The sequence below is a fragment of the Blastococcus sp. SYSU DS0616 genome, assembly GCF_054051015.1.
The window spans coordinates 139,524-161,748 of sequence record NZ_JBJHAJ010000004.1 but is presented as its reverse complement, the minus strand read 5'-3'; the positions used below and the strand labels follow the sequence as shown (position 1 = coordinate 161,748).

The following is a 22,225-nucleotide window of genomic DNA, read 5'->3' as shown; positions in this document are numbered from 1 at the left end:
AGCACAACACGGCTCCAGGCCCCCGACCGAGGTCGGGGCGGTAGTCCGTGAAGGCGTAACCAAATGGCACCCGGGGGCACGATGCACCCGGCCCGGACGTCTTCGAGGCTACCCGCGCTCCCCGGCGCGACACCCGCCCGGCGGCAATTTTCAGTTGAAGCCGCGCTCGTCCTGCTTCAGCGCCGTGTCGACGGTGAGCGCCGAGGCGATGACCATGCTGGCCAGCGGCTCGGGCAACCGGTAGTGCACCAGGACGACGTAGCGGTCGGCCGTGGTGAACATGGTCCGGGCCAGCCCCTCCCACTTCTTCGTGATCCGCGTGACCTCGACGCCGGCGGCGTCGGTGACGGCGAAGTCCCAGGCGCGCCAGTTCTCCGCCTGGATCGCGCCCACGAGCTGCCCGCCGGCCACCAGGTCGAAGCGGATCCGGCCGAAGACGTTGGCCTGCACGATCTCGCCGACGGGCGTCCCGTCGGGCCGCTCCACGACCACCCGCGAGCGCATGAGCTTCGCCGGTCGGGTGAGCACCAGCACCGGCCCGCGCGCGTCGCGCACCTCCAGCCGGTGGGTGAGGAACTGGTCGAGGCTGGAGACCAGCCGCACCGCCTTCTTCAGCGAGCTCTGCCCCACCTGCACGACGGCGCCGATCTGCTGACCGTTGCCGTCGAGGACGGCGTACTCGTTGGTGAGCTCGATCAGCTTGGTCTTCTGGTTCACCAGCAGGACCGGCTGGTCGTACAGCGAGGGGCCTGCTCCCGGTGGCTGCTGCGGCGGAGGCGACGGCGTGGCCTGCTGGACGTGCTCGGACCAGCCCTGGCCGTCCCACCAGCGGGTGCCCTGGCCGCCGGCGGGATCGGGGTACCAGCCGGGCGGCGGCGGGGGTTGGCTCACGGCGGTCACGCTATCGCCGCTGCCCCGCACCGCCCGGCACCCGCGTGCCAGACTCCGACCGTGGCCGACCTGACCGACGTCGAGGCCCGTGTCCTCGCCGCCGTCGACGAGCGGTGGGCGGTGGAGCGGCTCTGCGCGCTGATCGCCGTCCCGTCCGTCGGCGGCACGGCCGCCGAGAGCGAGGTCCAGCACCTGCTCGCCGGCTGGCTCGACGAGCTCGGCTGCGACGTCGACCGCTGGCCGATCGACCTCGCCGAGGCCGCGACCGCCCCCGGCGCCCCCGGGCAGGAGGTGGTGCGCACCGAGGCCTGGGGCGTCGTCGGCACGCTCGGCGGCGACGGCACCCCGGCGCTGGTGCTCTCCGGCCACACCGACGTCGTCCCGCCCGGCGACCTCGGGCTGTGGGGCGGCGACCCGTTCGTCCCCCGGTTCGCCGACGGCGCGGTGCACGGGCGCGGGGCCTGCGACATGAAGGCCGGCGTCGCCGCCTGCCTGGCCGCCGTGCACGCCCTGCGGACGGCGGGGGTGCGCCTGGCCCGGCCGCTCGCCCTGCACGGTGTGGTGGGCGAGGAGGACGGCGGTCTCGGCGCGTGGGCCACCCTGCGGCGCGGCCACACCGGCGAGCTGTGCGTCATCCCCGAACCCACGGCGCAGGCCGTGGTGACGGCGCACGCCGGGGCGCTCACCTTCCGGCTGGAGATCACCGGGCACGCCGCGCACGCCGCCATGCGCGACCGCGGGGTGAGTGCGGTGGAGCTGTTCGCGCACGTGCACGCCGCGCTGCTCGCATTCGAGGCCGAGCGGCAGCGGGACGCCGATCCGCGCTTCGGCGACGCCCGGTTCCCCTACGGCATCTCCCTCGGCCGGGTGCAGGCCGGCGACTGGGCGAGCTCGGTGCCCGACCGGCTGGTCGCCGAGGGCCGCTACGGCGTGCGGATCGGCGAGCCGGTGGAGTCCGCGCGGGCGGCCCTGGAGACCCGCCTCGCCGAGGTCTGCGCCGCCCACCCCTGGCTGGCCACGCACCCGGTGCGGCTGACGTGGACCGGAGGGGCGTTCGCCAGCGGTCAGCTGCCGGCCGGGCACCCGCTGCTGCCGGCGGTGCGTGCGGCCGTGGTGGACGCCGGTGGGCCGCCCCCGCCCGAGCGGGCGCTCCCCGCGGGCACCGACCTGCGGCTCTACGCGGCCGAGGGCATCCCGACCCTGCACTACGGGCCCGGCGACCTGCACCTGGCCCATGGGCCGCAGGAGCGGGTACCCGTCGCCGAACTCGTCACCGCCGCCCGCGCCTTCGCCCTGCTGGCGCTGCGCAGCTGCGGGGTCCGGTGAGCGGCCCGGTCGGGTTCGAGGCCTGGGCGGCGCTCGCCGGGGACTCCCCCACCTCCCGCACCGAGTGGGCGGCGCTCGTCGCCGCCTGGAGCGAGCCGCACCGCCGCTACCACGACCTCGCCCACCTGGCCGCCGTCCTCGGGTTGGCCGAGCGGCTCTCCGCCGACGTCCCCGACCCCGACGCCGTCGCCCTGGCCGCCTGGTACCACGACGTCGTCTACGACCCGCTGCGCCCGGACAACGAGCAGGTCAGCGCCGAGCGCGCCCGCGCCGGGCTGCGGGGGCTGGTGCCCGAGGAACGGGTCGAGGAGGTGGCCCGGCTTGTCCTGCTCACGGCCGGGCACGACCCGGAACCCGGGGACGCCAACGGCGCGGCCCTGTGCGACGCCGACCTCGCCGTGCTCGCCGCTCCCCCGGCCGCGTACGCGGGGTACGCCTCGGCGGTGCGGGCCGAGTACGGGCACCTCTCCGACGAGGAGTTCACCGCCGGGCGGATCGCCGTCCTGGAGCGGCTGCTCGGCCTGCCCCGCCTCTACCGGCTCCCCGCCGCCGCGGAGTGGGAACCCCTCGCCCGCGCCAACCTGACCGCCGAGCTCACGCTCCTGCGGTCCCGCGCTTCCGCTGCCGCAGACCCGCCGCCAGGAGACGGCTGAGCAGCTCGCGGCAACCCACCGGCAGCGCGCCCGCGGCGACGGCGGCGTCGTAGAGGTCCGCAGGCACGTCGTAGTGGTCACCCTGGAACGCGCGCCGCGGGATGCCCAGCTCGGCGGCGACGAACGCGTGCAGCTCGTCGTAGGAGACGTCGCTGACCAGGTGCGACCACATCCGGCCCCGCCAGGGCCACACGGGGCTGTCGATGAGCACGGCCACGAGGAAGCAGTGTGCCCGGCCCGGCTAGCGTCTGTCGGGTGAGCAACGAGATCCGCTGGGGAATCGTCGGGCCGGGCCGCATCGCCGAGAAGGTGGTGGAGGACTTCGCGGTGGTGGAGGGCGCCCGCGCGGTCGCCGTCGCATCCCGGTCGCAGGAGCGGGCCGACGGGTTCGCCGCGCGGCACGGCCTGGAGCGCGCCTACGGCTCCTACGCCGAGATCCTCGCCGACCCCGACGTCGACGTCCTCTACCTCGCCACCCCGCACCCGCAGCACCACGCGATCGCGCTGGGCGCCCTGCGCGCGGGGAAGGCGCTGCTCGTGGAGAAGGCGTTCACCGCCACCACCGCCGGGGCCACCGAGGTCGTCGACCTGGCCCGCGGGACGGGCACCTTCGTCATGGAGGCGATGTGGACCCGCTTCCAGCCGGCCGTCGTCGCGCTCAACGAGCTGGTGGCCGACGGGGCGATCGGCGAGGTGCGCTCGGTGCAGGCCGACCTGGGCGTCGCGCGCGAGTACGACCCGGTCGACCGGCTGTTCGCCCTGGAGCTCGGCGGCGGCGCGCTGCTCGACCTCGGCGTCTACGTCGTCTCCTTCGCCCAGATGCTGCTGGGCACGCCCGACCGCGTCGTCGCCACCGGCTCGCTGTTCCCCTCAGGCGCCGACGCGGAGGCGGCGATCCTGCTCGGCTGGGACGACGGCCGCAACGCCGCGCTCACCACGTCGCTGAAGTACGCCCTGCCGGGGACTGCGCGCGTGGTGGGGACGACGGGCTGGATCGACGTCGTGCCCCGCTTCCACCACCCGCAGACCATCGTGCTGCACCGCGCGGGTGCCGAGCCGGAGGAGATCACCCGGCCGCAGACCGGTGCCGGGTACGCGCACGAGCTGCTCGAGGTGACCGAGTGCCTGCGCGCCGGGCGGACCGAGAGCGCCGTGATGCCGCTGGCCGACACGCTCGTCGTCCAGGACGTGCTGGGCCAGGCCGCCGACCAGCTGGGCGTTCGGCACGCCGAGGCGGTCGACGTCCTGTGATCGTCGTGACCGCCGCGGGCGGGGCCACCGGCACCGCCGTCGTCCGGGCACTGCTGGCGCGCGGGGAGCAGGTTCGCGCGGTGGTGGCGTCCCGTCGACCGCGGCCGGAGCTCGACGGCGCTGAAGTGGTCGTCGGCGACCTCACCGGCGATCTCTCCGCCGCGCTCGCCGGCGCCGACGCCCTGTACCTGATCTGGCCGAACTTCGACCCGGACGAGGCGACCGGTGCCCCCGCCGTGCTGACCGCCGCCGCCCGCGCGGGCGTCCGCCGGCTCGTCTACCACTCGGTGCTGCGGCCCCAGATCCGCGCGATGCCGCACCACGCCGCGAAGGACCGCGTGGAGGAGGCGCTGGACGGCGCCGTCGCCGGCACGGCCGCGCGGTGGCGGGTGCTGCAGCCCTGCGCGTACGCCGCCAACCTCGACGGCGCGATCGGAACGGCGACCGCGACCGGTGAGCTGCCCAGCCCGTGGGGGTTGCAGCAGGCGCAGTCCTTCGTCGACCTCCGCGACGTCGCCGACGCCGCTGCGGTCCTCCTCACCGAGGACGGCCTGGACAGCGGCACCTTCGAGGCCGTCGGCCCCGAGGAGCTCACCGCCCCCGACGTCGCGGCGCTGCTCACCGGGCGCTCCGGGCGGCCGGTCACCGCGGTCGACGTGCACGCCGAGGACGACGGGAGCTACGCCGGGCGCTGCCGCACCACGATGTTCGACTGGTACCGGGAGCACGGCTTCACCGGCAGCCCGCGGGTGCTGACGACGCTGCTCGGCCGGCCGCCGCGGACGTTCGCCGAGCACCTCGCCGACGGGGTGCCGGCGGGCAGCTGACCGTCCCCCGACCGGGTGGCTCGGCTGCAGCAGTCGCCGGAGCCTGCCGATGTGGAACGGGAACGGCCGTACCGACGGCCGTCCGTCCCGAGGGGATTCGAACGTCCATGGCTCTGCTCGAAGGTCTGGCCGCACTGGCCGCGAAGTTCGCCGGTGCCAGCACCGTCGCCCAGGTGGCGACCGGTGTCGGCATCGCCACCGCCGGCGTGACCGGCGCGGGCGCCGTCGGTGTCCTCCCGGCGCCGGTGCAGGACGCCGTGGCGAGCACGGTCGAGACGGTGACGCCGTTCGACCTGCCGGAGTCCGAGCTCTCGACCGAGACCGAGACCGAGACCGATGCGCCCGTCGGCGACACCGAGGTCGACCCCGTGACGACCGAGGACGAGGCCACCGACGACGAGGTCGTCGAGGAAGAGGCCACCGAGGACGAGGCCACCGAGGACGAGGCCGCCGAGAACGAGGTCGTCGAGGAAGAGGCCGCCGAGGACGAGGCCACCGAGGAGCAGACGGGCGCCCGCGGCCTGGACAACGCCATCGCCCACGCGAACGAGCACGCGCAGGGGGCGCTGCAGGCGGCCCAGGCCCGTCAGGCGGCCCACGACGCCGAGAAGGCCGCCCGCGACGCGGCCCGGGACGCGGAGAAGGCCGCCCGCGACGCCGCGAAGGCCGCTCGCGCCGCCACCGCCCCGGTCGAGGAGACCGTCGCCGAGCCCGAGGAGACCGCCGGTGCGGCCACCGGGAAGCCCGCCGACCAGGGCCCGAAGAACCAGGGGCGCGGCGGCAACTGACCCACGCGGTCAGACCGGGGGGACCTCCACCGGCGCCCAGGCCAGGCCGGTCGCCTGGTCGGCCGTGGGAACGCGGGTCGGAGTCCCCCCGGCGCGGCGGACGCACTCGGCGAAACGGACGGCGTCGATGACCGCGGCGCAGCCCGGGTCGTTGTTGAAGTAGACGAGGACGTCCGCGTCGCCGTAGGTGGTCGCGATCCGCTCGGCCCACAGCTGCAGGGTCTCGGCGCGGTAGCCCCAGCCCTCGAAGCCGTGGTGGAAGCGCAGATAGCCCCAGTCCGTGGTGCGCCAGAGCGGCGCGATCGGCTGCTCGTCCCGGTCGGCCCAGCACAGCGCGGCGCCGTAGCGCTCGAGCAGGGCCCGCACCTCGTCGGTCCACCACGACTCGTGCCGCGGCTCCACGGCCACCCGGGTACCGGCCGGGAACTGCGCCAGGCACTCGCGCAGCAGCTCGGGGTCGGCCTTCAGCGTCGGCGGCAGCTGCAGCAGGATCGTGTCGAGCTTCCCCGCCAGCCCCTCCGCCCGGCCCATCAGCCGCGCCACCGGCTCCTCCGGCTCCCGCAGCCGCTTGATGTGGGTGAGGAACCGGCTGGCCTTGACCGCCCACCGGAAGTCCGGCGGGGTGCGCTCCCGCCACTTCACGAACGTCTCGTGCTCCGGCAGCCGGTAGAAGGCGTTGTTGCTCTCCACGGTGGCGAAGTGCTGCACGTAGTGCTCCAGCCACAGCCGCTGCGGGAGCTTCGGCGGGTAGAAGGCGCCCCGCCAGTCGCGGTACTGCCACCCCGACGTCCCGATGATCACGGCCACGGACAGCCGCCTACCCTCCGCGGTCATGGCTGACGCACCCGCGCGCTTCAAGGACCTCTGCCTCGACGCCAACGACCACCACGCGCTCGCCGACTGGTGGTGCGCCGCCATCGGCTACGTGCGGCGCGACTCCCTCGAGGACGCCGAGAACCCGGAGGACGACGAGCCGCGCCCGCACGACTGGCCGATCCCGATCGTCGACCCGGCCGGCGAGGGACCGCTGGTGTGGATCGTCCCGGTGCCCGAGCGGAAGACCATCAAGAACCGCATGCACTTCGACGTCGTCGGTGAGACGTGGCCGCTCATCGCGGCGGGTGCGCGGATGGTGCGGGAGCAGGATGACGAGATCGAGTGGAGCGTCCTCGCCGACCCCGAGGGCAACGAGTTCTGCGTCTTCGCCCCCGAGTGAGCTGAGCTTCCGCGGCGAGGGCGCCCCGGACGCCGACAGGGGCGGCCCGCTCGGAAGCGGACCGCCCCTGCCGGGCAGTGCTGGTGGTGCAGTGCTCCTCAGCGAGGAGCGGGCGGACTCAGAAGTCCATGCCGCCCATGCCGCCCATGTCGCCACCCGGAGCGGCCGCAGCGGCCTTCTCCGGCTTGTCGGCGATGACGGCCTCGGTGGTGAGGAAGAGCGCCGCGATGGAGGCGGCGTTCTGCAGCGCCGAGCGGGTGACCTTGGCCGGGTCGATGATGCCGGCCGCGACCAGGTCCACGTACTCGCCGGTGGCGGCGTTGAGGCCCCAGCCGGTCTCCGAGTTGCGCACCTTCTCCGCCACGACGCCGCCCTCGAGGCCGGCGTTGATGGCGATCTGCTTCAGCGGCGCCTCGAGCGCGACGCGCACGATGTTGGCACCGGTCGCCTCGTCACCCTCGAGCTCGAGCTTGTCGAACGCGACGGCCGTGGCCTGCGCGAGAGCGACGCCACCACCGGCGACGATGCCCTCCTCGACGGCGGCCTTGGCGTTGCGCACCGCGTCCTCGATGCGGTGCTTGCGCTCCTTGAGCTCGACCTCGGTCGCGGCGCCGGCCTTGATGACGGCGACGCCACCGGCCAGCTTGGCCAGGCGCTCCTGCAGCTTCTCCCGGTCGTAGTCGGAGTCCGACCGCTCGATCTCGCTGCGGATCTGGTTGACCCGGCCCTGGATCTGGTCGGTGTCACCCGCACCCTCGACGATCGTCGTCTCGTCCTTGGTGACGACGACCTTGCGGGCCCGGCCGAGCAGCTCGAGGTCGGCGGTGTCGAGCTTGAGGCCGACCTCCTCGCTGATGACCTGGCCACCGGTGAGGATGGCGATGTCGCCCAGCATGGCCTTGCGGCGGTCACCGAAGCCCGGGGCCTTGACGGCGACGGACTTGAAGGTGCCGCGGATCTTGTTCACGACCAGGGTCGCGAGGGCCTCGCCCTCGACGTCCTCGCTGATGATGGCCAGCGGCTTGCCCGACTGCATGACCTTCTCCAGCAGCGGGAGCAGGTCCTTGACCGAGCTGATCTTCGAGTTGACGACGAGCACGTACGGGTCGTCGAGGACGGCCTCCATGCGCTCGGTGTCGGTGACGAAGTAGGGCGAGATGTAGCCCTTGTCGAAGCGCATGCCCTCGGTGAGCTCGAGCTCGAGGCCGAAGGTGTTGCTCTCCTCGACGGTGATGACGCCTTCCTTGCCCACCTTGTCCATCGCCTCGGCGATGAGCTCACCGATGGCGGGGTCGGCGGCGGAGATCGACGCGGTGGCGGCGATCTGCTCCTTGGTCTCGACGTCCTTGGCCGTGGAGAGCAGGTACTCGCTGACCGAGGCGACGGCCTTCTCGATGCCCTTCTTCAGGGCCATCGGGTTCGCGCCGGCGGCGACGTTGCGCAGACCCTCGCGGACGAGCGCCTGGGCGAGCACGGTGGCGGTGGTGGTGCCGTCACCCGCGACGTCGTCGGTCTTCTTCGCGACCTCCTTGACGAGCTCGGCCCCGATCTTCTCCCACGGGTCCTCGAGCTCGATCTCCTTGGCGATGCTCACACCATCGTTGGTGATGGTGGGCGCGCCCCACTTCTTCTCAAGAACGACGTTCCGGCCACGGGGGCCGAGGGTCACCTTGACGGCGTCGGCGAGGGTGTTCATCCCTCGCTCGAGGCCGCGGCGCGCCTCTTCGTTGAACGCGATCATCTTGGCCATGTGGTGATGTCCTCCGAGCATGGATCGCTGCACGGCCGGGTTCGGCGCCCGCGACGGACGACACCAGCGACGTGGACGCTCCGTCGGCCCACGGACCGGTGCCTCACCGTTCCGACCTGATTGGCACTCAGGAGCCCTGAGTGCCAGAACCGAGTCTGGCACTCGACCCCTGCGAGTGCAAGAACGGGGTACCTCGACCGGCTGTTCCCACCCCCCGGGGGGCTCTCACCGGGGCGGGCTGGTCCGCGGCACCTGGTCGACCGCCGCCATCACCCGGACAGCAAGCCTGCCGGAAGGGCGCACGCGGTGGGAACCGAGCCCCCGGAACGACCGAGGCCCGGTCCCCCGTGGGGAACCGGGCCTCGGCCGGTGTTGCCGAGTGGTTCTCAGGCGCTGCGGACGGCGTCGGCCTGGGGGCCCTTGGCGCCCTGGACGACCTCGAACTCGACCCGCTGCCCCTCGTCGAGGCTCTTGTACCCGTCCATCTGGATGGACGAGTAGTGGACGAAGACGTCCTCGCCGCCGTCGACGGCGATGAAGCCGAAACCCTTCTCGGCGTTGAACCACTTCACGGTGCCCTGTGCCACGTGTGCTCCCACGTTTCGTGCGTGCGGCGCCCCATCGCTCTCGATGTGGCGGGGTCTCGCTCTTCCGCCCGCCGAACACGAACGTGGAACTCGAACCGCGCGAGACGGTACAGCAGAGAAGCGCAGGTGACAGCCCCACGCGCGCACGACGCACCCGGATCCGGCGACGACGTCGCCCGGACCGGGGAACCGACGGGGACTCTACGCCCCCCGCCGGACGGACCGCTCAGCCGATGAGACCGGCCGCCCGCACCGACTTCAGCGACGGCTCGACCCGGTGCGTGGGACCGACGACCGGCTCCAGCGGGTCGAGGGTCTTCAGGCCCTCCCCGGTGTTGAGGACGACGGTCTCCTTGGCCGGGTCCAGCTGGCCGCCCTCCACCAGCTTGCGCAGGACGGCGACGGTCACCCCGCCCGCGGTCTCGGCGAAGACGCCGGTCGTACGGGCGAGGTCGCGGATGCCCTGGACGATCTCGTCGTCCCCGACCCGGGCCACCGAGCCGCCGGTGCGGCGGATCGCGTCGAGCGCGTAGGGGCCGTCGGCCGGGTTGCCGATGTTCAGCGACTTGGCGATGCCGGTGGGCTTCACCGGCTTGACGACGTCCCACCCGTTGTCGAAGGCGGTGGCGATCGGGTCGCAGCCGGCCGACTGCGCACCGAAGATCGTCCACTCGGTCGCCTCGACGATGCCCGCGGCGGTGAGCTCGCGGAAGGCCTTGTCCACCTTGGTGAGCAGCGACCCCGACGCCATGGGGATGACGACCTGGGCCGGGATCCGCCAGCCGAGCTGCTCGGCGATCTCGTAGCCCATCGTCTTGGAGCCCTCGGCGTAGTAGGGCCGCACGTTCTGGTTGACGAAGGCGGTGTCCTCGAACTCGTCGGTCTCGGCGAGCTCGCTGGTCAGCCGGTTGACGTCGTCGTAGGAGCCGTCGACGGCGACCAGGGTCTGGCCGTAGACGGCGGACTGGACGACCTTGCCGGGCTCCAGGTCGCTCGGGATGAAGACGAACGACGGCAGGCCGACGCGGGCGGCGTGCGCGGCGACCGAGTTGGCCAGGTTGCCGGTGGAGGCGGCGGCGATCTTCGTGTACCCGAGCCCCTTGGCGGCGGTCGCGGCGAGGCTGACCACGCGGTCCTTGAAGGAGTGGGTGGGGTTGGCCGAGTCGTCCTTCACCCACAGCCCGCCGGTGAGGCCGAGCTCGGCGGCGAGCCGGTCGGCGCGGACCAGCGGGGTCATGCCCGGGTCCAGCGAGACGCGGTCGGCCGGGTGCTGACCCACCGGCAGGAGGGCCACGTAGCGCCAGATGTTCTGCGGCCCGGCCTCGATCTGCTCGCGGGTGACCGCCTTCATCAGCTCGGGGTCGTAGTCGACCTCCAGGGGGCCGAAGCACTCGGCGCAGGCGTGCTCGGCGATGAGCCCGAACGTGGCGCCGCAGTTGCGGCAGACGAGCCCGCGGGCGGGACACGGGGGCACGGGGCCACCGGCGCTGGAGTCGGCCTGGACGGATCCGGGAGCGGTGAGGGTCATGCGACGACTACCTCCTCATCTTCCCCGCGGCGGGCCGTCGAGCCGCGCGGGACGGAATTGGCACCTCCCGCTGCACGTGCGCGCAGGCGGCGGTTGCCGGGGCTTCGTCGGGCCGTGTCCCTCTGCCCCTCTGGATGAGTGAACGGCGTGAACTGTACCCAGTCGCGAGCCGGGCCCAGCGGCCGGACAGGATGGCCTGGTGAGCGCGCGCGTCGTCTACACCGACCTCGACGGCACGATGGTGGGGCCGCGGGGCTCCTTCTGGCACACGGCCGGGCGGGAGCTGACCGACGGGCCGGCCGCCGCACTGCTCGACCTGCACCGCGCCGGAGTGGCGTTGGTGCTGGTCAGCGGCCGGACGTACGAGCAGGTGGTGGAGGCCGCGCGGATCTTCGCCGCCGACGGCGCCATCGCCGAACTGGGCGCCACGATCGGCTGGGGATCCGGGCGGACCACCCACCGCCTGCGCGGCGCGCTGCCCGAGGAGTACGGCGACCGCACGCCGATGGAGGTGATGGCCGAGCTCGGCGTCGTCGAGGAGCTGATCGCCGCGCACCCGGGGCGGCTGGAGTGGCACTCCCCCTGGCACGCGACGCACGCCACCGATGCGCTGCTGCGCGGACGGGTCGACCCGCTGTCGGTCGACGCGTGGCTGGCCGAGCGGGGCGCCGGCTGGCTGACGCTCAAGGACAACGGCGCGATCCCCGCGTCGCCCCGGTTCGGGCTGGCCGACGACGCCGCGCCGCGGGTCTACCACCTGATGCCGCGCGGCATCTCCAAGGGCGCGGCGATCGCCTGGGACCTGGAGCGGCGCGGCCTCTCCCCCGCTGACGCCGTCGCGATCGGGGACAGCGTCAGCGACCTGGACATGGCGCCCGCGGTGGGCCGGCTGTGGATCACCGCGAACGGGGGCGCCGTCGACGGGATGGCCGAGCTGCTGTCCGCCGTCCCCAACGCGACCGTCACCGATGCTCCCATGGGCGAGGGCTGGGCCCAGGCGGTACGCGCGTCCCTGTGAGCGCTCAGCTGCTCCCGCCGCTCCCCGAACGGGACCGTCCGGCGACCAGCACACCGACGAGGACGGCCACCAGCACGATGACCACCAGCTCGACGGAGCCGATCGCGCCGAGCAGTGGCAACAGCAGGAGCAGGACGACGAAGCAGACGACCCCGGCCACGAGACCCCACAGTCCGCTCATGCAGGACAAGCTACGTCGGCGACGGCCCCGCGGGCAGGGGGTCAGCTGGTGACGTCGCGGCGGGCGAAGTGGCGGAAGCCGAGCGCCGTGAAGACGGCGATGTAGACCAGCGACTGGATCACGCCGCGGAACAGGTCGCCGTCGTCGACCGGCGTCTGCAGCAGGTCGGTCCAGGCGAACTCCTCCGCCGTCGGGAACCAGTCGCGGATCGACCCGAGCTGCTCCACCTGGTCGAGGATGGCGAAGACGAACATCGTGAACACCGCGCCCCCGACCGCCGCCAACGGTGCGTCGGTGATCGTGGAGAACCAGAACGCCAGCGCGCCGACGACGAGCAGGTGGATGGCCAGGTAGCCGAGCATCCCGGCCAGCCGCAGCATGCCCTCGCCCTGGTCGATCCCCACCCCGACCGGCGTCCGGATGTCGTCGAAGCCGAACGCGATCCCACCGGCGACCACCGCGACCGCGGCGAGCGTGAGCAGCGCCGCCACCGACTGCACGAGGGCGGCCAGCCACTTCTGCCGCAGCAGCCGCATCCGCGGGATCGGCGTGGCCAGGGCGTACCGCAACGAGCCCCACTGCGCCTCGACGGCCACGGTGTCGCCGAAGAAGAGCGCGTAGACCACCACGAGGAAGAAGCTGGTCGTCGCGAACAGCACGAACAGGGTGAAGTTCAGCCCGCTCGCCGTCGCGACGTCGACCAGGTTGATCCGGTTGTTCTCCGCCGCCTCCTCGCTGGCGCCCAGCTGGAGGGCGGCGATGAGCACCAGCGGGAGCGCCACCATGAGCGCGAACACGCCGATCGTGCGGCGGCGCTTGAACTGCCGGCGCAGCTCCACCGACAGCCGGAGCGTCCGCCCCGGCCGGTAGCCGGCGACCGCGCCGGTCGACTGCACGTGCTCGGAGTCCACGGATCGACTGGTCGTGCTCATGACTCCCCCACCAGGGCCAGGAAGGCGTCCTCCAGGCGTCGTCGCGGCGTGAACTGCTCGACGGCGATACCGGCGGACACCAGCGCCTGCAGCACGTCGGCGCGGCGGGCGCCGTCCAGCTCGGCGACCAGGCCGTCGTCGCCGCGCGCGCCGGTGACCCCGGGCAGCGACGAGAGGACGGCGATCGCCCGGTCGGTGTCGGCGTCGTCGGCCAGGCCCACGAGCACCGAGCCACCGGTGCCGACGATCTCCTCCACCGTGCCCTGCACGATCTTCTGGCCCTTGGCCATGACCACCACGTGGCTGCAGGTCTGCTCGATCTCGCTGAGCAGGTGGCTGGAGACGATCACGGTGCGCCCGGTGGCCGCGTAGGAGCGCAGCACGTCGCGCATCGCGTGGATCTGCGGCGGGTCGAGCCCGTTGGTCGGTTCGTCGAGGACCAGCAGGTCGGGCAGGCCCAGCATCGCCTGGGCGATGGCGACCCGCTGGCGCATGCCCTGGCTGTACCGGCGCACCGGCCGGTCGATGGCGGCGCCGAGCCCGGCGACCTCGATGGCCTCGTCCATGTGCGCGTCCTCGGCCGGCCGGCCGGTGGCGGCCCAGTACAGGGTGAGGTTGTCGCGGCCGGACAGGTGCGGCTGCAGCCCGGTGCCCTCCACGAAGGAACCCAGCCGCGACAGCACCGGGGCACCGGGGCCGGCAGCGTGCCCGAAGACGCTGATCCGCCCGTCCGTGGGCCGGATGAGGCCCATCAACATCCGCAGCGACGTGGTCTTGCCGGCGCCGTTCGGCCCGAGCAGGCCGAGCACCTGCCCGCGGCGCACCTCGAACGACAGGTCGCGCACCGCGACGAAGCCGTCCTTGTAGGCCTTCGTCACGCCCTCGAAGCGCAGGGGGACGTCCTCGCCGTCGGGCTCGACGCTGGACAGCTGCCGCTGACGACGCCGGCCCCACCACAGGCCGGCCAGCCAGCCGAGCAGGCCGAGCCCCGCGAGGAGGCCCAGCAGCACCCACCAGCGCGAGACACCGGTCGCTGCCCCGCCCTCGCCGGAGACCGTCGGTGCGGCGAGCTGCGCCTCGCCCGCGGCCACGCCGTCGGCGGCGCCGGGCGAGGCGAGGCCCACCGAGTAGACGGCCGACTCGGCGGGCAGCGCGTACGCCTGGTCGGTGGAGGACACCAGCACGCGCATGGTGTGGCCCGCCTCGAACCGGTGCACGATCGCGGGCAGGGTCACGCTCACGCGCGTCGGGGCGGTGGGGTCGGTGGAGACGTCGGGAAGCGCCAGGGGCGCGACCAGGCCGCCCGGCAGCGTCGTCGCGCCGTCGGGCCCGACGTCGTAGAGCTTGGCGAACAGGGTGGCGCTGCCGCTGGGCGAGGCGACCGCGAGGTCGACCGTCGAGGCGCCCACGACCTCGACCGGGGCGTCGAGCGGGGCACTGTCGAAGACGGCGTACTGGCCGGGGATCTCCGCGGTGGTCCCGCCGAGCGCCGACGTCAGGGCGCCCAGACCCGGGACGGTGGTGAGGGACGCGGGGGTGCCGCCGGCCGGGGTGACCACCGGCTGCACGGGTCCCTCGACGGTCACGGCGCGACGCTCGGCCGGCTCGGCGCCGTCGAGCCCCGGATAGGCGTCGGCGACGACGGTCTGGCCGCCGCCCTGGACGCGGCCGACGGTGGCACCCAGGCCGGTGGGCGCGGGGAACTCGAAGCCCGTGCCCGGGTCGTCGCCCTGCCCCCGCAGGTGCCGGTCGAACCAGCCGGCCACGGCCGCGCGCAGCGACTCCCGTTGCCGGTCCGACCCCGAGGCGTCGTGCCCACCGGAGTACCAGACCACCTTGACCGGGGTGCCGTCGGCGGCGATGCCGCGGGCGTTGGCGTCGGCCTGGCCGAGGCCGAAGAGCGAGTCCTGCGTGCCCTGCACCAGCAGGGTGGGGACGTCGATGCGGTCCAGCACACCCGCCGGGCTGCTGCGGTCGAGCACCGCGGCGACCTCCGGGGTGAGGGTTCCGGAGGCCGCGGCCGCCTGGTAGGCCTGGCACACATCGACGCTGAACCGGCCGCAGGTGAGCAGCTGCTCGGCGGCCTCGGGGTTCTCGGCGGCCTGCTCGAGCAGCTCGGGCGGGAGCGCGGGCCGGCCGGCGGGGGCCGGCGCCGCGACGGTGCCGCCGCCCACCGCCTCGCCGTCGAGGCCCTCGTCGCCGCCGGCCTGGCCGGCACCCCCGAGGGAGTCGAGCAGCCCCCCGGAGGCGGAACCGATGCCGAAGAAGAGCCCGGCCCACAGGCGCTTGTAGACGCCGGCCGCCTCCGGCTGCGGTGTCGCGGCCACGGTGCCGGCGTCGAGGTCGCCGGTCTGGGAGGGGAACAGCGCGGCGGTGAGGGAGTTCCAGGTGATCTGCGGGGCGATCGCGTCGACCCGCTCGTCGTAGGCGGCGCCCAGCAGCGCCAGCGCCCCGCCGTAGGAGGCGCCGGCGACCCCGACCCGCGGGTCGCCCTCGGCGTCCAGCTCGACCTCGTCGCGGGCGGCCAGCAGGTCGAGCAGCGTGGAGAGGTCGGCGATCTCGTAGCGCGGGTCGTTGAGCCCGATCCGCCCGGTGCTCGCACCGAAGCCCCGGGCCGAGTAGGTGAGGACGACGTAGCCGCGCTCGGCCAGGTCGGCCGCATCCTCGGCCACGGAGCGCTTGCTGCCACCGAAGCCGTGCGCGAGCACGACCGCCGGCGCCGGGTCGTCGCCGCCCGGCAGGTACAGCGTGGTGTCGAGCTCGACGGCGTCCTCCCCCGAGCCGGAGGGGACCCGGAGCTCCTCGGTGCGCACCTCGGCGGCGCCCGCCGGGGACGCGAGGACGAGGCCGGCGGGCAGGGCGAGGGCGAGCAGGGCGGCGGCCGCGGCCCGCGCACGAGGGCGCGAGCGGGGACGCGCGGGCCCTCGGAGGGGACGCACGCTGCCCCCAACGGCCGGACGGCCGCTCCTGTTCCGGGTACCCGGCAAGACCGGCGTCAGGGCTGCCAGTTGCCGGTGGCGACGATGACGAGTCCGGGTGCGGGGACGTCGGCTACCTCGAAGAAGCGCGGGGCGGGGCCGGCGAGGTCGGGGAACTGGTCGACCAGCTGGAGCGCGGCCTGGCGCTGCTGCTCGTCCCCCTCGGTGAAGAAGACCGTGGTGGCCGAGACGTCGGTGCCCGGGTAGGCGCCCACGCCGGGCGACTCCCAGCCGCCGGAGACCACGGCGCCGGAGATCGTGGCGGCGAGGCCGGCGATGTTCGTGGCGTTGAGAACGGTGACGGGGACGCGCACGGGGGTGGTGATCGGCGGCTCGACGACGATGGGCTCCTCGGGCAGCGGCGGCAGGGCGGCGGTGGGGACCGCGACGGTGGGCACACTGGCCGGTGCGGGAGCGGCGGCCGCGGCCTCCTCCTTCTCCGGGGCGGTCACCGTGTAGACGCCGAGGACGGCACCGGCGACGACGGCCATGGCGACCAGGCCCTTGAGCACGCGGCGCGGCTTGCGCTCGGGCTCGTCGTCGAAGATCACCTCGGGCGTGCCGCTGCGCTTGGCCGCCTTGCGGCGGGCGGCGTCGGCGGCCTGCCGCTCGGCGCGGTAGGCGGCGCGGCCACCCTTGACCGCCGCGGCGCCCGCGGCGGCGGCATCCACCTCGCGCTCGAGGTCGTAGCCGGCCTCGTCATTGCCGGCCTCGGCGTAGCGGGCCTCGTCGTAGCGGGCCTCGTCGTAGCCGGCCTCGTCGTCGAGGTCGCGGCGGGCCTTCGCACCCCGCTCGGGGATCGCGGTGGTGGCCGGCGCGTGCGGCATCTCCGGCGCAGCACCCAGGCCGAGGCGCGACCGCCCCGTCTCGTCGCTGCGCGAGGGCTTGGTCCAGTCGCCGTAGGAGGAGGCGGGCGCACCGGACGGCGTGGTCTGCCGCGGCACGCGAGGAACCAGCGGCGCGGGCCCGCGCCGCCCGAGGCCACGGGCCGGTCCGGTGGTGACCAGGGGCTCGTCCTCGACGAGGAGCCCGGCGGGCGCCGGGCTCACGACCCTGCCGGAGGGTTGGGCAGCCTGCTGCGGCGGCTCGCCGGCGGACACGGGTGCCAGGACGTCGGCGCCGCGAGCCGGCACCGGGACCTCCCCGAGGGCGGCGGGAGCGGGGGCGGGGGCGGGGACCGCGGCGAACGGTGCGGCGCTGGTGCGCGGCGAGGGGGGAGCAGCAGCGCGGGGTCCAGCAGGCACGGGTGGCAGCGGCAGGCGGGAACGGGAGATCTGCCGGGCACCGTCGGCGGCGGGCACGTCCGCCCGGACGTCGCGCCGGAGGGCCGCCCGGTCGCGCCCGGGCGCGGTGGGGTGGTCGCTCAGGCCGGCACCGGACCACGCACCCTCAGGGGTATCGGTCCTGCGCCGCCCAGCGGCTGCAGACGCGTTCCCCTGATCCAGTCCGTCACTGCCTGACGCGGCGTGCCTGCCCACGGTGACCGAATCTAATCGATGTCATTCCCGATGCCCAGGACCTTCACCGAACGCGTTCGCTGCCGTGCCGTGCGCAACCGGCGGAGACGCCGGACCAGGAGCGGATCGGCGGCCAGCGCCTCGGGGCGTTCGACCAGCGCGTTGAGCGCCTGGTAGTACCGCGTCGGCGTCGTGCCGAACAGGTCGCGGATCGCCGTCTCCTTCGCGCCGGCCCGCCGCCACCACTGGCGCTCGAAACCGAGCATCTCGTGCTCGCGCCGCGTCAGGCCCACGCCTCCGGCCTGCACGGACTCCTCCCCTGACCCGTCGGCCCGGGGCGGGGAGACCACGGGGGCTGGGTCGCTGCTCATGGGTTCGACCATCTCCTGACCTGCTCTGCCGACCGGGAACCCCGGCGGCTCGAGGACGACGGTAGCGCCGCCCACCGACGTTTCCGGCCGGCCCGCCGAGGCGGGTCCGACTGCCCGTCAGGGGGTGGCGACCACCGCGTCGCGGGCGGCTCTGCGGGCCCCGGCCCGGGCGTGTCGCCACGTGTCGGCGGTGAAGACCGCCAGGGCGACCCAGACGATCACGAAACCGGCCAGCCGGGCCGGCGGCATGGGCTCGTCGTAGACGAAGACGCCGATCGCCAGCTGCATCAGCGGCGTCAGGTATTGCAGCAGACCCACCGTCGACAGGGGGATGCGCCGGGCCGCCGCGGCGAACAGCAGCAACGGCACCGCCGTCGCCACCCCGGCGCTGGCCAGCAGCAGGGCGTGCCCGGTGCCCGCGTTGGCGAACGTGCCGGTCCCGTCGGAGTGCAGGACCGCGAGGACCACTCCCGCGGGGACCGCGACCAGCGCCGTCTCCAGGAAGAGCCCGGGCGCCGCCTCGATCGACACGAGCTTCTTCATCAGGCCGTAGAGGCCGAAGGACAGGGCCAGGCCGAGCGCGATCCACGGCGGGCGTCCGTAGTCGATGGTCAGCACCGCGACGGCGACCGCGGCGGTGCCGACGGCCACCCACTGCAGCGGGCGGAGCCGCTCGCTGAAGACGACGACGCCGAGGAGGACGCTGACCAGCGGGTTGATGAAGTAGCCGAGCGAGGCCTCCACGACCTGCCCGGAGTTCACGCCGTAGACGTAGATCAGCCAGTTCACGGCGATCAGCACGGCGGCGCCGGCGAGGATCAGCAGCGTGCGCGGGCTGCTCACCGCCGCCCGGACGTGCCCCCAGCGCCGGACGACGCACAGCAGCAACCCGACGAACAGCAGCGACCAGAGCACCCGGTGCGCCACGATCTCCAGGCCGCTCGCGGGCTCCAGGAGCGGGAAGTACAGCGGGAAGATGCCCCAGAGCGCGTAGGCGCCGAGCCCGGAGACCACCCCCAGGCGACGCTCGTCCACGGCGGCACCGTACGCCCGGCGGGAACGCCGGCCGTACGCGACCGGATCGGCCTACCGTCGGGGGCGTGAGCAGGCAGCGACCCGGACCCCTGCAGTGGGTCTGGTACGCCTACGGCGGAGGGCTGCCCCGCGAGCTGTCGCCCTGGGTGCTGGCCGACACCACCCGCAGCACCTGGGTGTGGCGCCACCTCGCCCGGGCGGTCGTGCAGCTGCTGCCGCTCGTCGTGCTGTGCCTGCTCGTGGTGCCCGTCCCGCTGGTCTACCGGGCCTCCGCCGCCGGCGGCGGCCTGCTGCTCGGGCTGCTCTTCTCGCTGGCCTACATGGTGGAGACGATCGAGCACCGCGTGGCCAAGGCCGGGTACGAACCGGGGACGGCGGCCCGGCTGCGGGCCGAACGCGCCGAGCGGGCGCGAGTGGAACGGCTCTCGCCCTACCGGCGCGACGGCGCGGGGAGCTTCGACTGAGCCGCCCGCCCGGCGCTCAGGACCAGCGCCGGAGCACCTCCACGGCGGTGGTGCCGCCCGGCGCGGGCGGGGCTACCGGTGGCGGCGGCGCCGTCCGCGAGAACCGGGGCGCCGGGGACGCCTGCTGGACGCCCCCGAGCTCCGCGTACGTCCCCCGGGCGACCAGGTGCGGGTGCACGGCGGCCTCCTCGTAGGAGAGCACTGGCGTCACGCAGGCGTCGGTGCCGGCGAACAGCTCGGCCCACTCGTCGCGCGTCCGGCTCGCGAACGTTCCGGTGAACACCTCCCGCATCCGGGGCCAGCCGGACCGGTCGTCCTGGTCACCCAGCGCCGCGGCGTCCAGGCCGAGCCCGGCGAGCAGGGCGGCGTAGAACTGCGGCTCGAGGGCGCCCACCGCCACGAACCGCCCGTCGGCGCAGGCGTACGTGTCGTAGAACGGCGCCCCGCCGTCGAGGAGATTGGCCTGCCGCTCGTCGCGCCAGCCGCCGAGGCCGCGCATGCTGAGCACCAGCTGGTTGAGCAGGACCGTGCCGTCGACCATCGCCGCGTCGACCACCTGCCCCCGCCCCGAGCCGGACCGCTCGAAGAGGGCGGCGAGCAGCCCGACCAGCAGCAGCATCGAGCCGCCGCCGTAGTCGCCGACGAGGTTCAGCGGCGGGGCCGGCGGCTGGCCGGCCCGGCCCATGGCGTGCAGCGCGCCGGTGAGGCCGATGTAGTTGATGTCGTGTCCGGCGGTCCGCGCCAGAGGACCGTCCTGCCCCCACCCGGTCATCCGCCCGTAGACCAGCCGGGGGTTGCGCGCCAGGCATTCGTCCGGGCCCACGCCGAGCCGTTCGACGACCCCCGGCCGCAGCCCCTCGATCAGCACGTCCGCGGCCTCGGCCAGCGCGAGCACCGTGGCCCGCCCCTCGTCGGACTTGAGGTCGGCCGCCAGCGAGCTGCGCCCGCGCAACCCCCAGTCGACCCCGCCCCCCGGCGGGCCGGGTCGCTCCACCCGGACGACGTCGGCGCCCAGATCGGCCAGCACCATCGCGGCGTGCGGCGCGGGGCCGATGCCGGCGAGCTCGACCACCCGCAGCCCGGCCAGCGGACCGCGCGACACCCCGTCCCGGCTCACGCCGCGCCACCGCGGCGCACAGTGGCCTGCTCGCGCACCCGCCGGATCAGGACCGCGGGCGCTCCGACCGTGTGCGCGGCGATGTCGACGTAGTTGTGCGCCAGGTCCTGCGCGGACAGCGGCCCTCCGGGGCGGTACCACGTGGCGATCGCCTGGAACATGCCCAGCAGCGCCCGGGCGGTGTCCTTGGGGGACGTGACGTCGAAGAGCCCCGCGGCCTCCCCCGCCTGCAGCGTGTCGACGAGCATCTCCTCGATCCGCCGGCGCTTCTCGCTGTAGGCCGACCGGTTCTCCGGGCCCAGCGAACGCAGCTCGGCGTCGACGCCGGCGATCTTCGTGCTGTGCGCCATGTAGAGCACGATCGCCTCGACCAGGTTGAGGAAGCGGTCGGCCGGGTTGTCCCCCGCATCGGCCAGCGCCGCCTCGCACATCCGGGTCAGCCGGAGGATGCCGGCGTCCAGGAGCGCGAAGAGGATCGCCTCCTTGTTCTCGTGGTGGTAGTAGAGCGCCGGCACGGTCACCCCCACCCGTCCGGCGATGTCCCGCACGGAGGTGCCGTGGTACCCGTGCTCGTTGAAGGCGTCGAGCGCCGCGGACAGGATGGGGCTCATCTCGAGGGCGGGCACGCTGCGCCAGCGCCCCCGGGTCATCAGCTCGTCGTCCTCCCGGACCGCGGTCATGGCACCCCTCTGTCCCGCCGGCGGGCGCCTCGCCCACCGCTCACCTGAGATTAACGAACGCTCGGTATCGGCGATCCCGCGCGCGTGCCGTCTACCCACCTGGGGGGGAGAGGCATCCCGGCCTCACCGGGTCCCCAGCGCGGCCAGGCCGGCGGCGACCAGCTCGGGCACCACCTCGGCTGCCCGCCCGGCGTCGCGCCCGGAGTCCGCGCCGGCGCGGGCCCGGTGCGCGATGCCCTCGGCGATCACGGCCAGCTTGAGGTGTGCCAGGCCGAGGTAGAACGGCCAGTGGCCCAGGTCGCGCCCGGCCAGCCGGGAGTACGTCTGCGCGAGGTCGTCCGCCGAGGGCAGCCGGGGGCTGGTCCAGGCCGCCGCCAGGCCCAGGATCACGTCCAGGGCCGGGTGGCGGTAGACGCACATCAGGGCCACGTCGGTGAGCGGGTCGCCCAGCGTCGACAGCTCCCAGTCCACCACCGCCCGCACCGTCGCGGGCCGGGCGCGGTCGAGGATGACGTTGTCGATCCGGTAGTCCCCGTGCACGATCGCGGTCCCCGCGGACGGCGGGACGCCGTCGGCGAGCCGGGCGTGCAGCCGCTCGAGATCCGGCAGCTCGCGCCCCCGGGTGCGGTCCCACTGGCGACGCCACAGCGCGACCTGCCGGGCCAGGAAGCCCTCCGGCCGACCGAAGCCGGCCAGCCCGACGGCCCGGGCGTCGACGGCGTGCAGCGCTACCAGCACGGCCATCAGCGAGGTGCTCACCTCGCCGACCACCTCGTCGGGGAGGGCCGCCAGCTCGTCCCGGTCCCGGACGACCAGGCCCTCGACCCACTCGACGACGGTGAACGGTGCGCCGAGCACGCCGTCGTCCTCGCACAGCGAGACCGGGCGCGCCACCGGCACCGGCGTCCCGTGCAGGGCGCTGGTCACCCGCCACTCCCGCACCATGTCGTGCGCCGAGGCGGTCAGCCCGGCCAGCGGTGGCCGGCGGACCACCCACCGCGTGGCGCCGTCGGTCACCGCGTACGTCAGGTTGGACCGGCCCCCGGAGATCAGCTCCGCCCGCAGCGGGCCCGCCGGTCCGGTCCCCGTGGAGACCAGGTGCGCCCTCAGCCTCTCCAGGTCCAGCCCCGGCGTGGCCGTCACCGTCGCAGCCCCGGCCGGGCGGGGACGCCCCC

General features: G+C 74.4%; 23 protein-coding genes and 1 riboswitch. Of the genes, 8 read left to right on the top strand and 15 right to left on the bottom strand.

Annotated elements, in window-relative coordinates; all coding sequences use genetic code 11:
• Positions 1-150 precede the first annotated feature (150 nt).
• Positions 151-891 (bottom strand): phospholipid scramblase-related protein, encoded by a 741-nt coding sequence (locus ACI79K_RS04625; protein ID WP_456599088.1) that lies wholly within the window; start codon positions 889-891, stop codon positions 151-153.
• A 60-nt stretch (positions 892-951) separates the two neighbouring features.
• Between ACI79K_RS04625 and ACI79K_RS04620 the strand changes: the two genes are divergently transcribed.
• Together ACI79K_RS04620 and ACI79K_RS04615 are read left to right on the top strand one after the other, a co-directional pair.
• Positions 952-2,217: an ArgE/DapE family deacylase gene (locus tag ACI79K_RS04620; protein WP_456588084.1), complete on the top strand. Its 1,266-nt coding sequence runs from the start codon at positions 952-954 to the stop codon at positions 2,215-2,217.
• Positions 2,214-2,870, top strand: a complete 657-nt coding sequence (locus ACI79K_RS04615; RefSeq protein ID WP_456588085.1) for an HD domain-containing protein — start codon at positions 2,214-2,216, stop codon at positions 2,868-2,870. Before ACI79K_RS04620 ends, ACI79K_RS04615 begins: the two co-directional genes overlap by 4 nt.
• On the opposite strand, the gene ACI79K_RS04610 is transcribed toward ACI79K_RS04615, so the two are convergent.
• Entirely contained in the window at positions 2,812-3,087 is a 276-nt protein-coding gene (locus ACI79K_RS04610; RefSeq protein WP_456588086.1) for a DUF4031 domain-containing protein, read from the bottom strand. The two genes, ACI79K_RS04615 and ACI79K_RS04610, sit on opposite strands and share 59 nt — an antisense overlap.
• Before the next feature lie 38 nt (positions 3,088-3,125).
• Here ACI79K_RS04610 and ACI79K_RS04605 point away from each other — a divergent pair, with 38 nt between their 5' ends.
• From ACI79K_RS04605 to ACI79K_RS04595, 3 genes are all read left to right on the top strand, one after another.
• Positions 3,126-4,121 carry a Gfo/Idh/MocA family protein gene (locus ACI79K_RS04605; protein ID WP_456588087.1) on the top strand — a complete coding sequence of 332 codons (996 nt, stop codon included), beginning with the start codon at positions 3,126-3,128 and terminating at the stop codon, positions 4,119-4,121.
• A 5-nt stretch (positions 4,122-4,126) separates the two neighbouring features.
• The gene (locus ACI79K_RS04600) at positions 4,127-4,948 is read left to right on the top strand and encodes an SDR family oxidoreductase (protein ID WP_456595870.1); all 822 of its coding nucleotides are present in this window, start codon (positions 4,127-4,129) and stop codon (positions 4,946-4,948) included.
• A gap of 107 nt (positions 4,949-5,055) precedes the next feature.
• Positions 5,056-5,736 carry a hypothetical protein gene (locus tag ACI79K_RS04595; RefSeq protein WP_456599087.1) on the top strand — a complete coding sequence of 227 codons (681 nt, stop codon included), beginning with the start codon at positions 5,056-5,058 and terminating at the stop codon, positions 5,734-5,736.
• A gap of 9 nt (positions 5,737-5,745) precedes the next feature.
• Here the strand turns inward: ACI79K_RS04595 and ACI79K_RS04590 are convergent, their stop codons facing one another.
• Positions 5,746-6,543, bottom strand: a complete 798-nt coding sequence (locus ACI79K_RS04590; protein WP_456599086.1) for a DUF72 domain-containing protein — start codon at positions 6,541-6,543, stop codon at positions 5,746-5,748.
• A 25-nt stretch (positions 6,544-6,568) separates the two neighbouring features.
• On the opposite strand from ACI79K_RS04590, the gene ACI79K_RS04585 reads away from it, so the two are divergent.
• A complete protein-coding gene (locus tag ACI79K_RS04585) occupies positions 6,569-6,952 on the top strand; it encodes a VOC family protein (RefSeq protein WP_456588091.1) in 384 nt (127 codons plus the stop codon).
• A gap of 118 nt (positions 6,953-7,070) precedes the next feature.
• On the opposite strand, the gene groL is transcribed toward ACI79K_RS04585, so the two are convergent.
• The 3 genes from groL to thrC all read right to left on the bottom strand — a co-directional run bounded on the left by groL (position 7,071) and on the right by thrC (position 10,817).
• Positions 7,071-8,702 carry a chaperonin GroEL gene (gene groL / locus ACI79K_RS04580; protein ID WP_456588092.1) on the bottom strand — a complete coding sequence of 544 codons (1,632 nt, stop codon included), beginning with the start codon at positions 8,700-8,702 and terminating at the stop codon, positions 7,071-7,073.
• 386 nt (positions 8,703-9,088) lie between these two features.
• The gene (locus tag ACI79K_RS04575) at positions 9,089-9,289 is read right to left on the bottom strand and encodes a cold-shock protein (RefSeq protein WP_456588093.1); all 201 of its coding nucleotides are present in this window, start codon (positions 9,287-9,289) and stop codon (positions 9,089-9,091) included.
• A 226-nt stretch (positions 9,290-9,515) separates the two neighbouring features.
• Positions 9,516-10,817, bottom strand: coding sequence for a threonine synthase (gene thrC / locus ACI79K_RS04570; RefSeq protein ID WP_456595866.1), 1,302 nt, complete (start codon positions 10,815-10,817; stop codon positions 9,516-9,518).
• A gap of 12 nt (positions 10,818-10,829) precedes the next feature.
• Positions 10,830-10,958: riboswitch (SAM riboswitch) on the bottom strand.
• Between the two features lie 58 nt (positions 10,959-11,016).
• Between thrC and ACI79K_RS04565 the strand changes: the two genes are divergently transcribed.
• Positions 11,017-11,835 carry an HAD family hydrolase gene (locus tag ACI79K_RS04565; RefSeq protein WP_456599085.1) on the top strand — a complete coding sequence of 273 codons (819 nt, stop codon included), beginning with the start codon at positions 11,017-11,019 and terminating at the stop codon, positions 11,833-11,835.
• 4 nt (positions 11,836-11,839) lie between these two features.
• Here the strand turns inward: ACI79K_RS04565 and ACI79K_RS04560 are convergent, their stop codons facing one another.
• The 6 genes from ACI79K_RS04560 to rarD all read right to left on the bottom strand — a co-directional run bounded on the left by ACI79K_RS04560 (position 11,840) and on the right by rarD (position 18,789).
• Positions 11,840-12,016 (bottom strand): hypothetical protein, encoded by a 177-nt coding sequence (locus ACI79K_RS04560; RefSeq protein ID WP_456599084.1) that lies wholly within the window; start codon positions 12,014-12,016, stop codon positions 11,840-11,842.
• 41 nt (positions 12,017-12,057) lie between these two features.
• Positions 12,058-12,948: an ABC transporter permease gene (locus ACI79K_RS04555; RefSeq protein WP_456599083.1), complete on the bottom strand. Its 891-nt coding sequence runs from the start codon at positions 12,946-12,948 to the stop codon at positions 12,058-12,060.
• The gene (locus tag ACI79K_RS04550) at positions 12,945-15,887 is read right to left on the bottom strand and encodes an alpha/beta fold hydrolase (protein WP_456599082.1); all 2,943 of its coding nucleotides are present in this window, start codon (positions 15,885-15,887) and stop codon (positions 12,945-12,947) included. Before ACI79K_RS04550 ends, ACI79K_RS04555 begins: the two co-directional genes overlap by 4 nt.
• A 56-nt stretch (positions 15,888-15,943) precedes the next feature.
• Positions 15,944-16,975 carry a LytR C-terminal domain-containing protein gene (locus tag ACI79K_RS04545; protein WP_456599081.1) on the bottom strand — a complete coding sequence of 344 codons (1,032 nt, stop codon included), beginning with the start codon at positions 16,973-16,975 and terminating at the stop codon, positions 15,944-15,946.
• Between the two features lie 440 nt (positions 16,976-17,415).
• The gene (locus ACI79K_RS04540; protein WP_456588100.1) at positions 17,416-17,754 is read right to left on the bottom strand and encodes a DUF3263 domain-containing protein; all 339 of its coding nucleotides are present in this window, start codon (positions 17,752-17,754) and stop codon (positions 17,416-17,418) included.
• Positions 17,755-17,871: 117 nt separating this feature from the next.
• Positions 17,872-18,789, bottom strand: coding sequence for an EamA family transporter RarD (gene rarD / locus ACI79K_RS04535; protein ID WP_456588101.1), 918 nt, complete (start codon positions 18,787-18,789; stop codon positions 17,872-17,874).
• Between the two features lie 65 nt (positions 18,790-18,854).
• Between rarD and ACI79K_RS04530 the strand changes: the two genes are divergently transcribed.
• Complete coding sequence (locus ACI79K_RS04530) at positions 18,855-19,253, top strand: DUF5313 family protein (protein WP_456599080.1); 399 nt, start codon at positions 18,855-18,857, stop codon at positions 19,251-19,253.
• A 16-nt stretch (positions 19,254-19,269) separates the two neighbouring features.
• Here the strand turns inward: ACI79K_RS04530 and ACI79K_RS04525 are convergent, their stop codons facing one another.
• From ACI79K_RS04525 to ACI79K_RS04515, 3 genes are all read right to left on the bottom strand, one after another.
• A complete protein-coding gene (locus ACI79K_RS04525; protein WP_456599079.1) occupies positions 19,270-20,370 on the bottom strand; it encodes a CaiB/BaiF CoA transferase family protein in 1,101 nt (366 codons plus the stop codon).
• Entirely contained in the window at positions 20,367-21,050 is a 684-nt protein-coding gene (locus ACI79K_RS04520; RefSeq protein WP_456588103.1) for a TetR/AcrR family transcriptional regulator, read from the bottom strand. The genes ACI79K_RS04525 and ACI79K_RS04520 overlap by 4 nt, the downstream gene beginning before the upstream one ends.
• A 123-nt stretch (positions 21,051-21,173) precedes the next feature.
• Positions 21,174-22,193: a phosphotransferase family protein gene (locus tag ACI79K_RS04515; protein ID WP_456599078.1), complete on the bottom strand. Its 1,020-nt coding sequence runs from the start codon at positions 22,191-22,193 to the stop codon at positions 21,174-21,176.
• Positions 22,194-22,225: the final 32 nt, after the last annotated feature.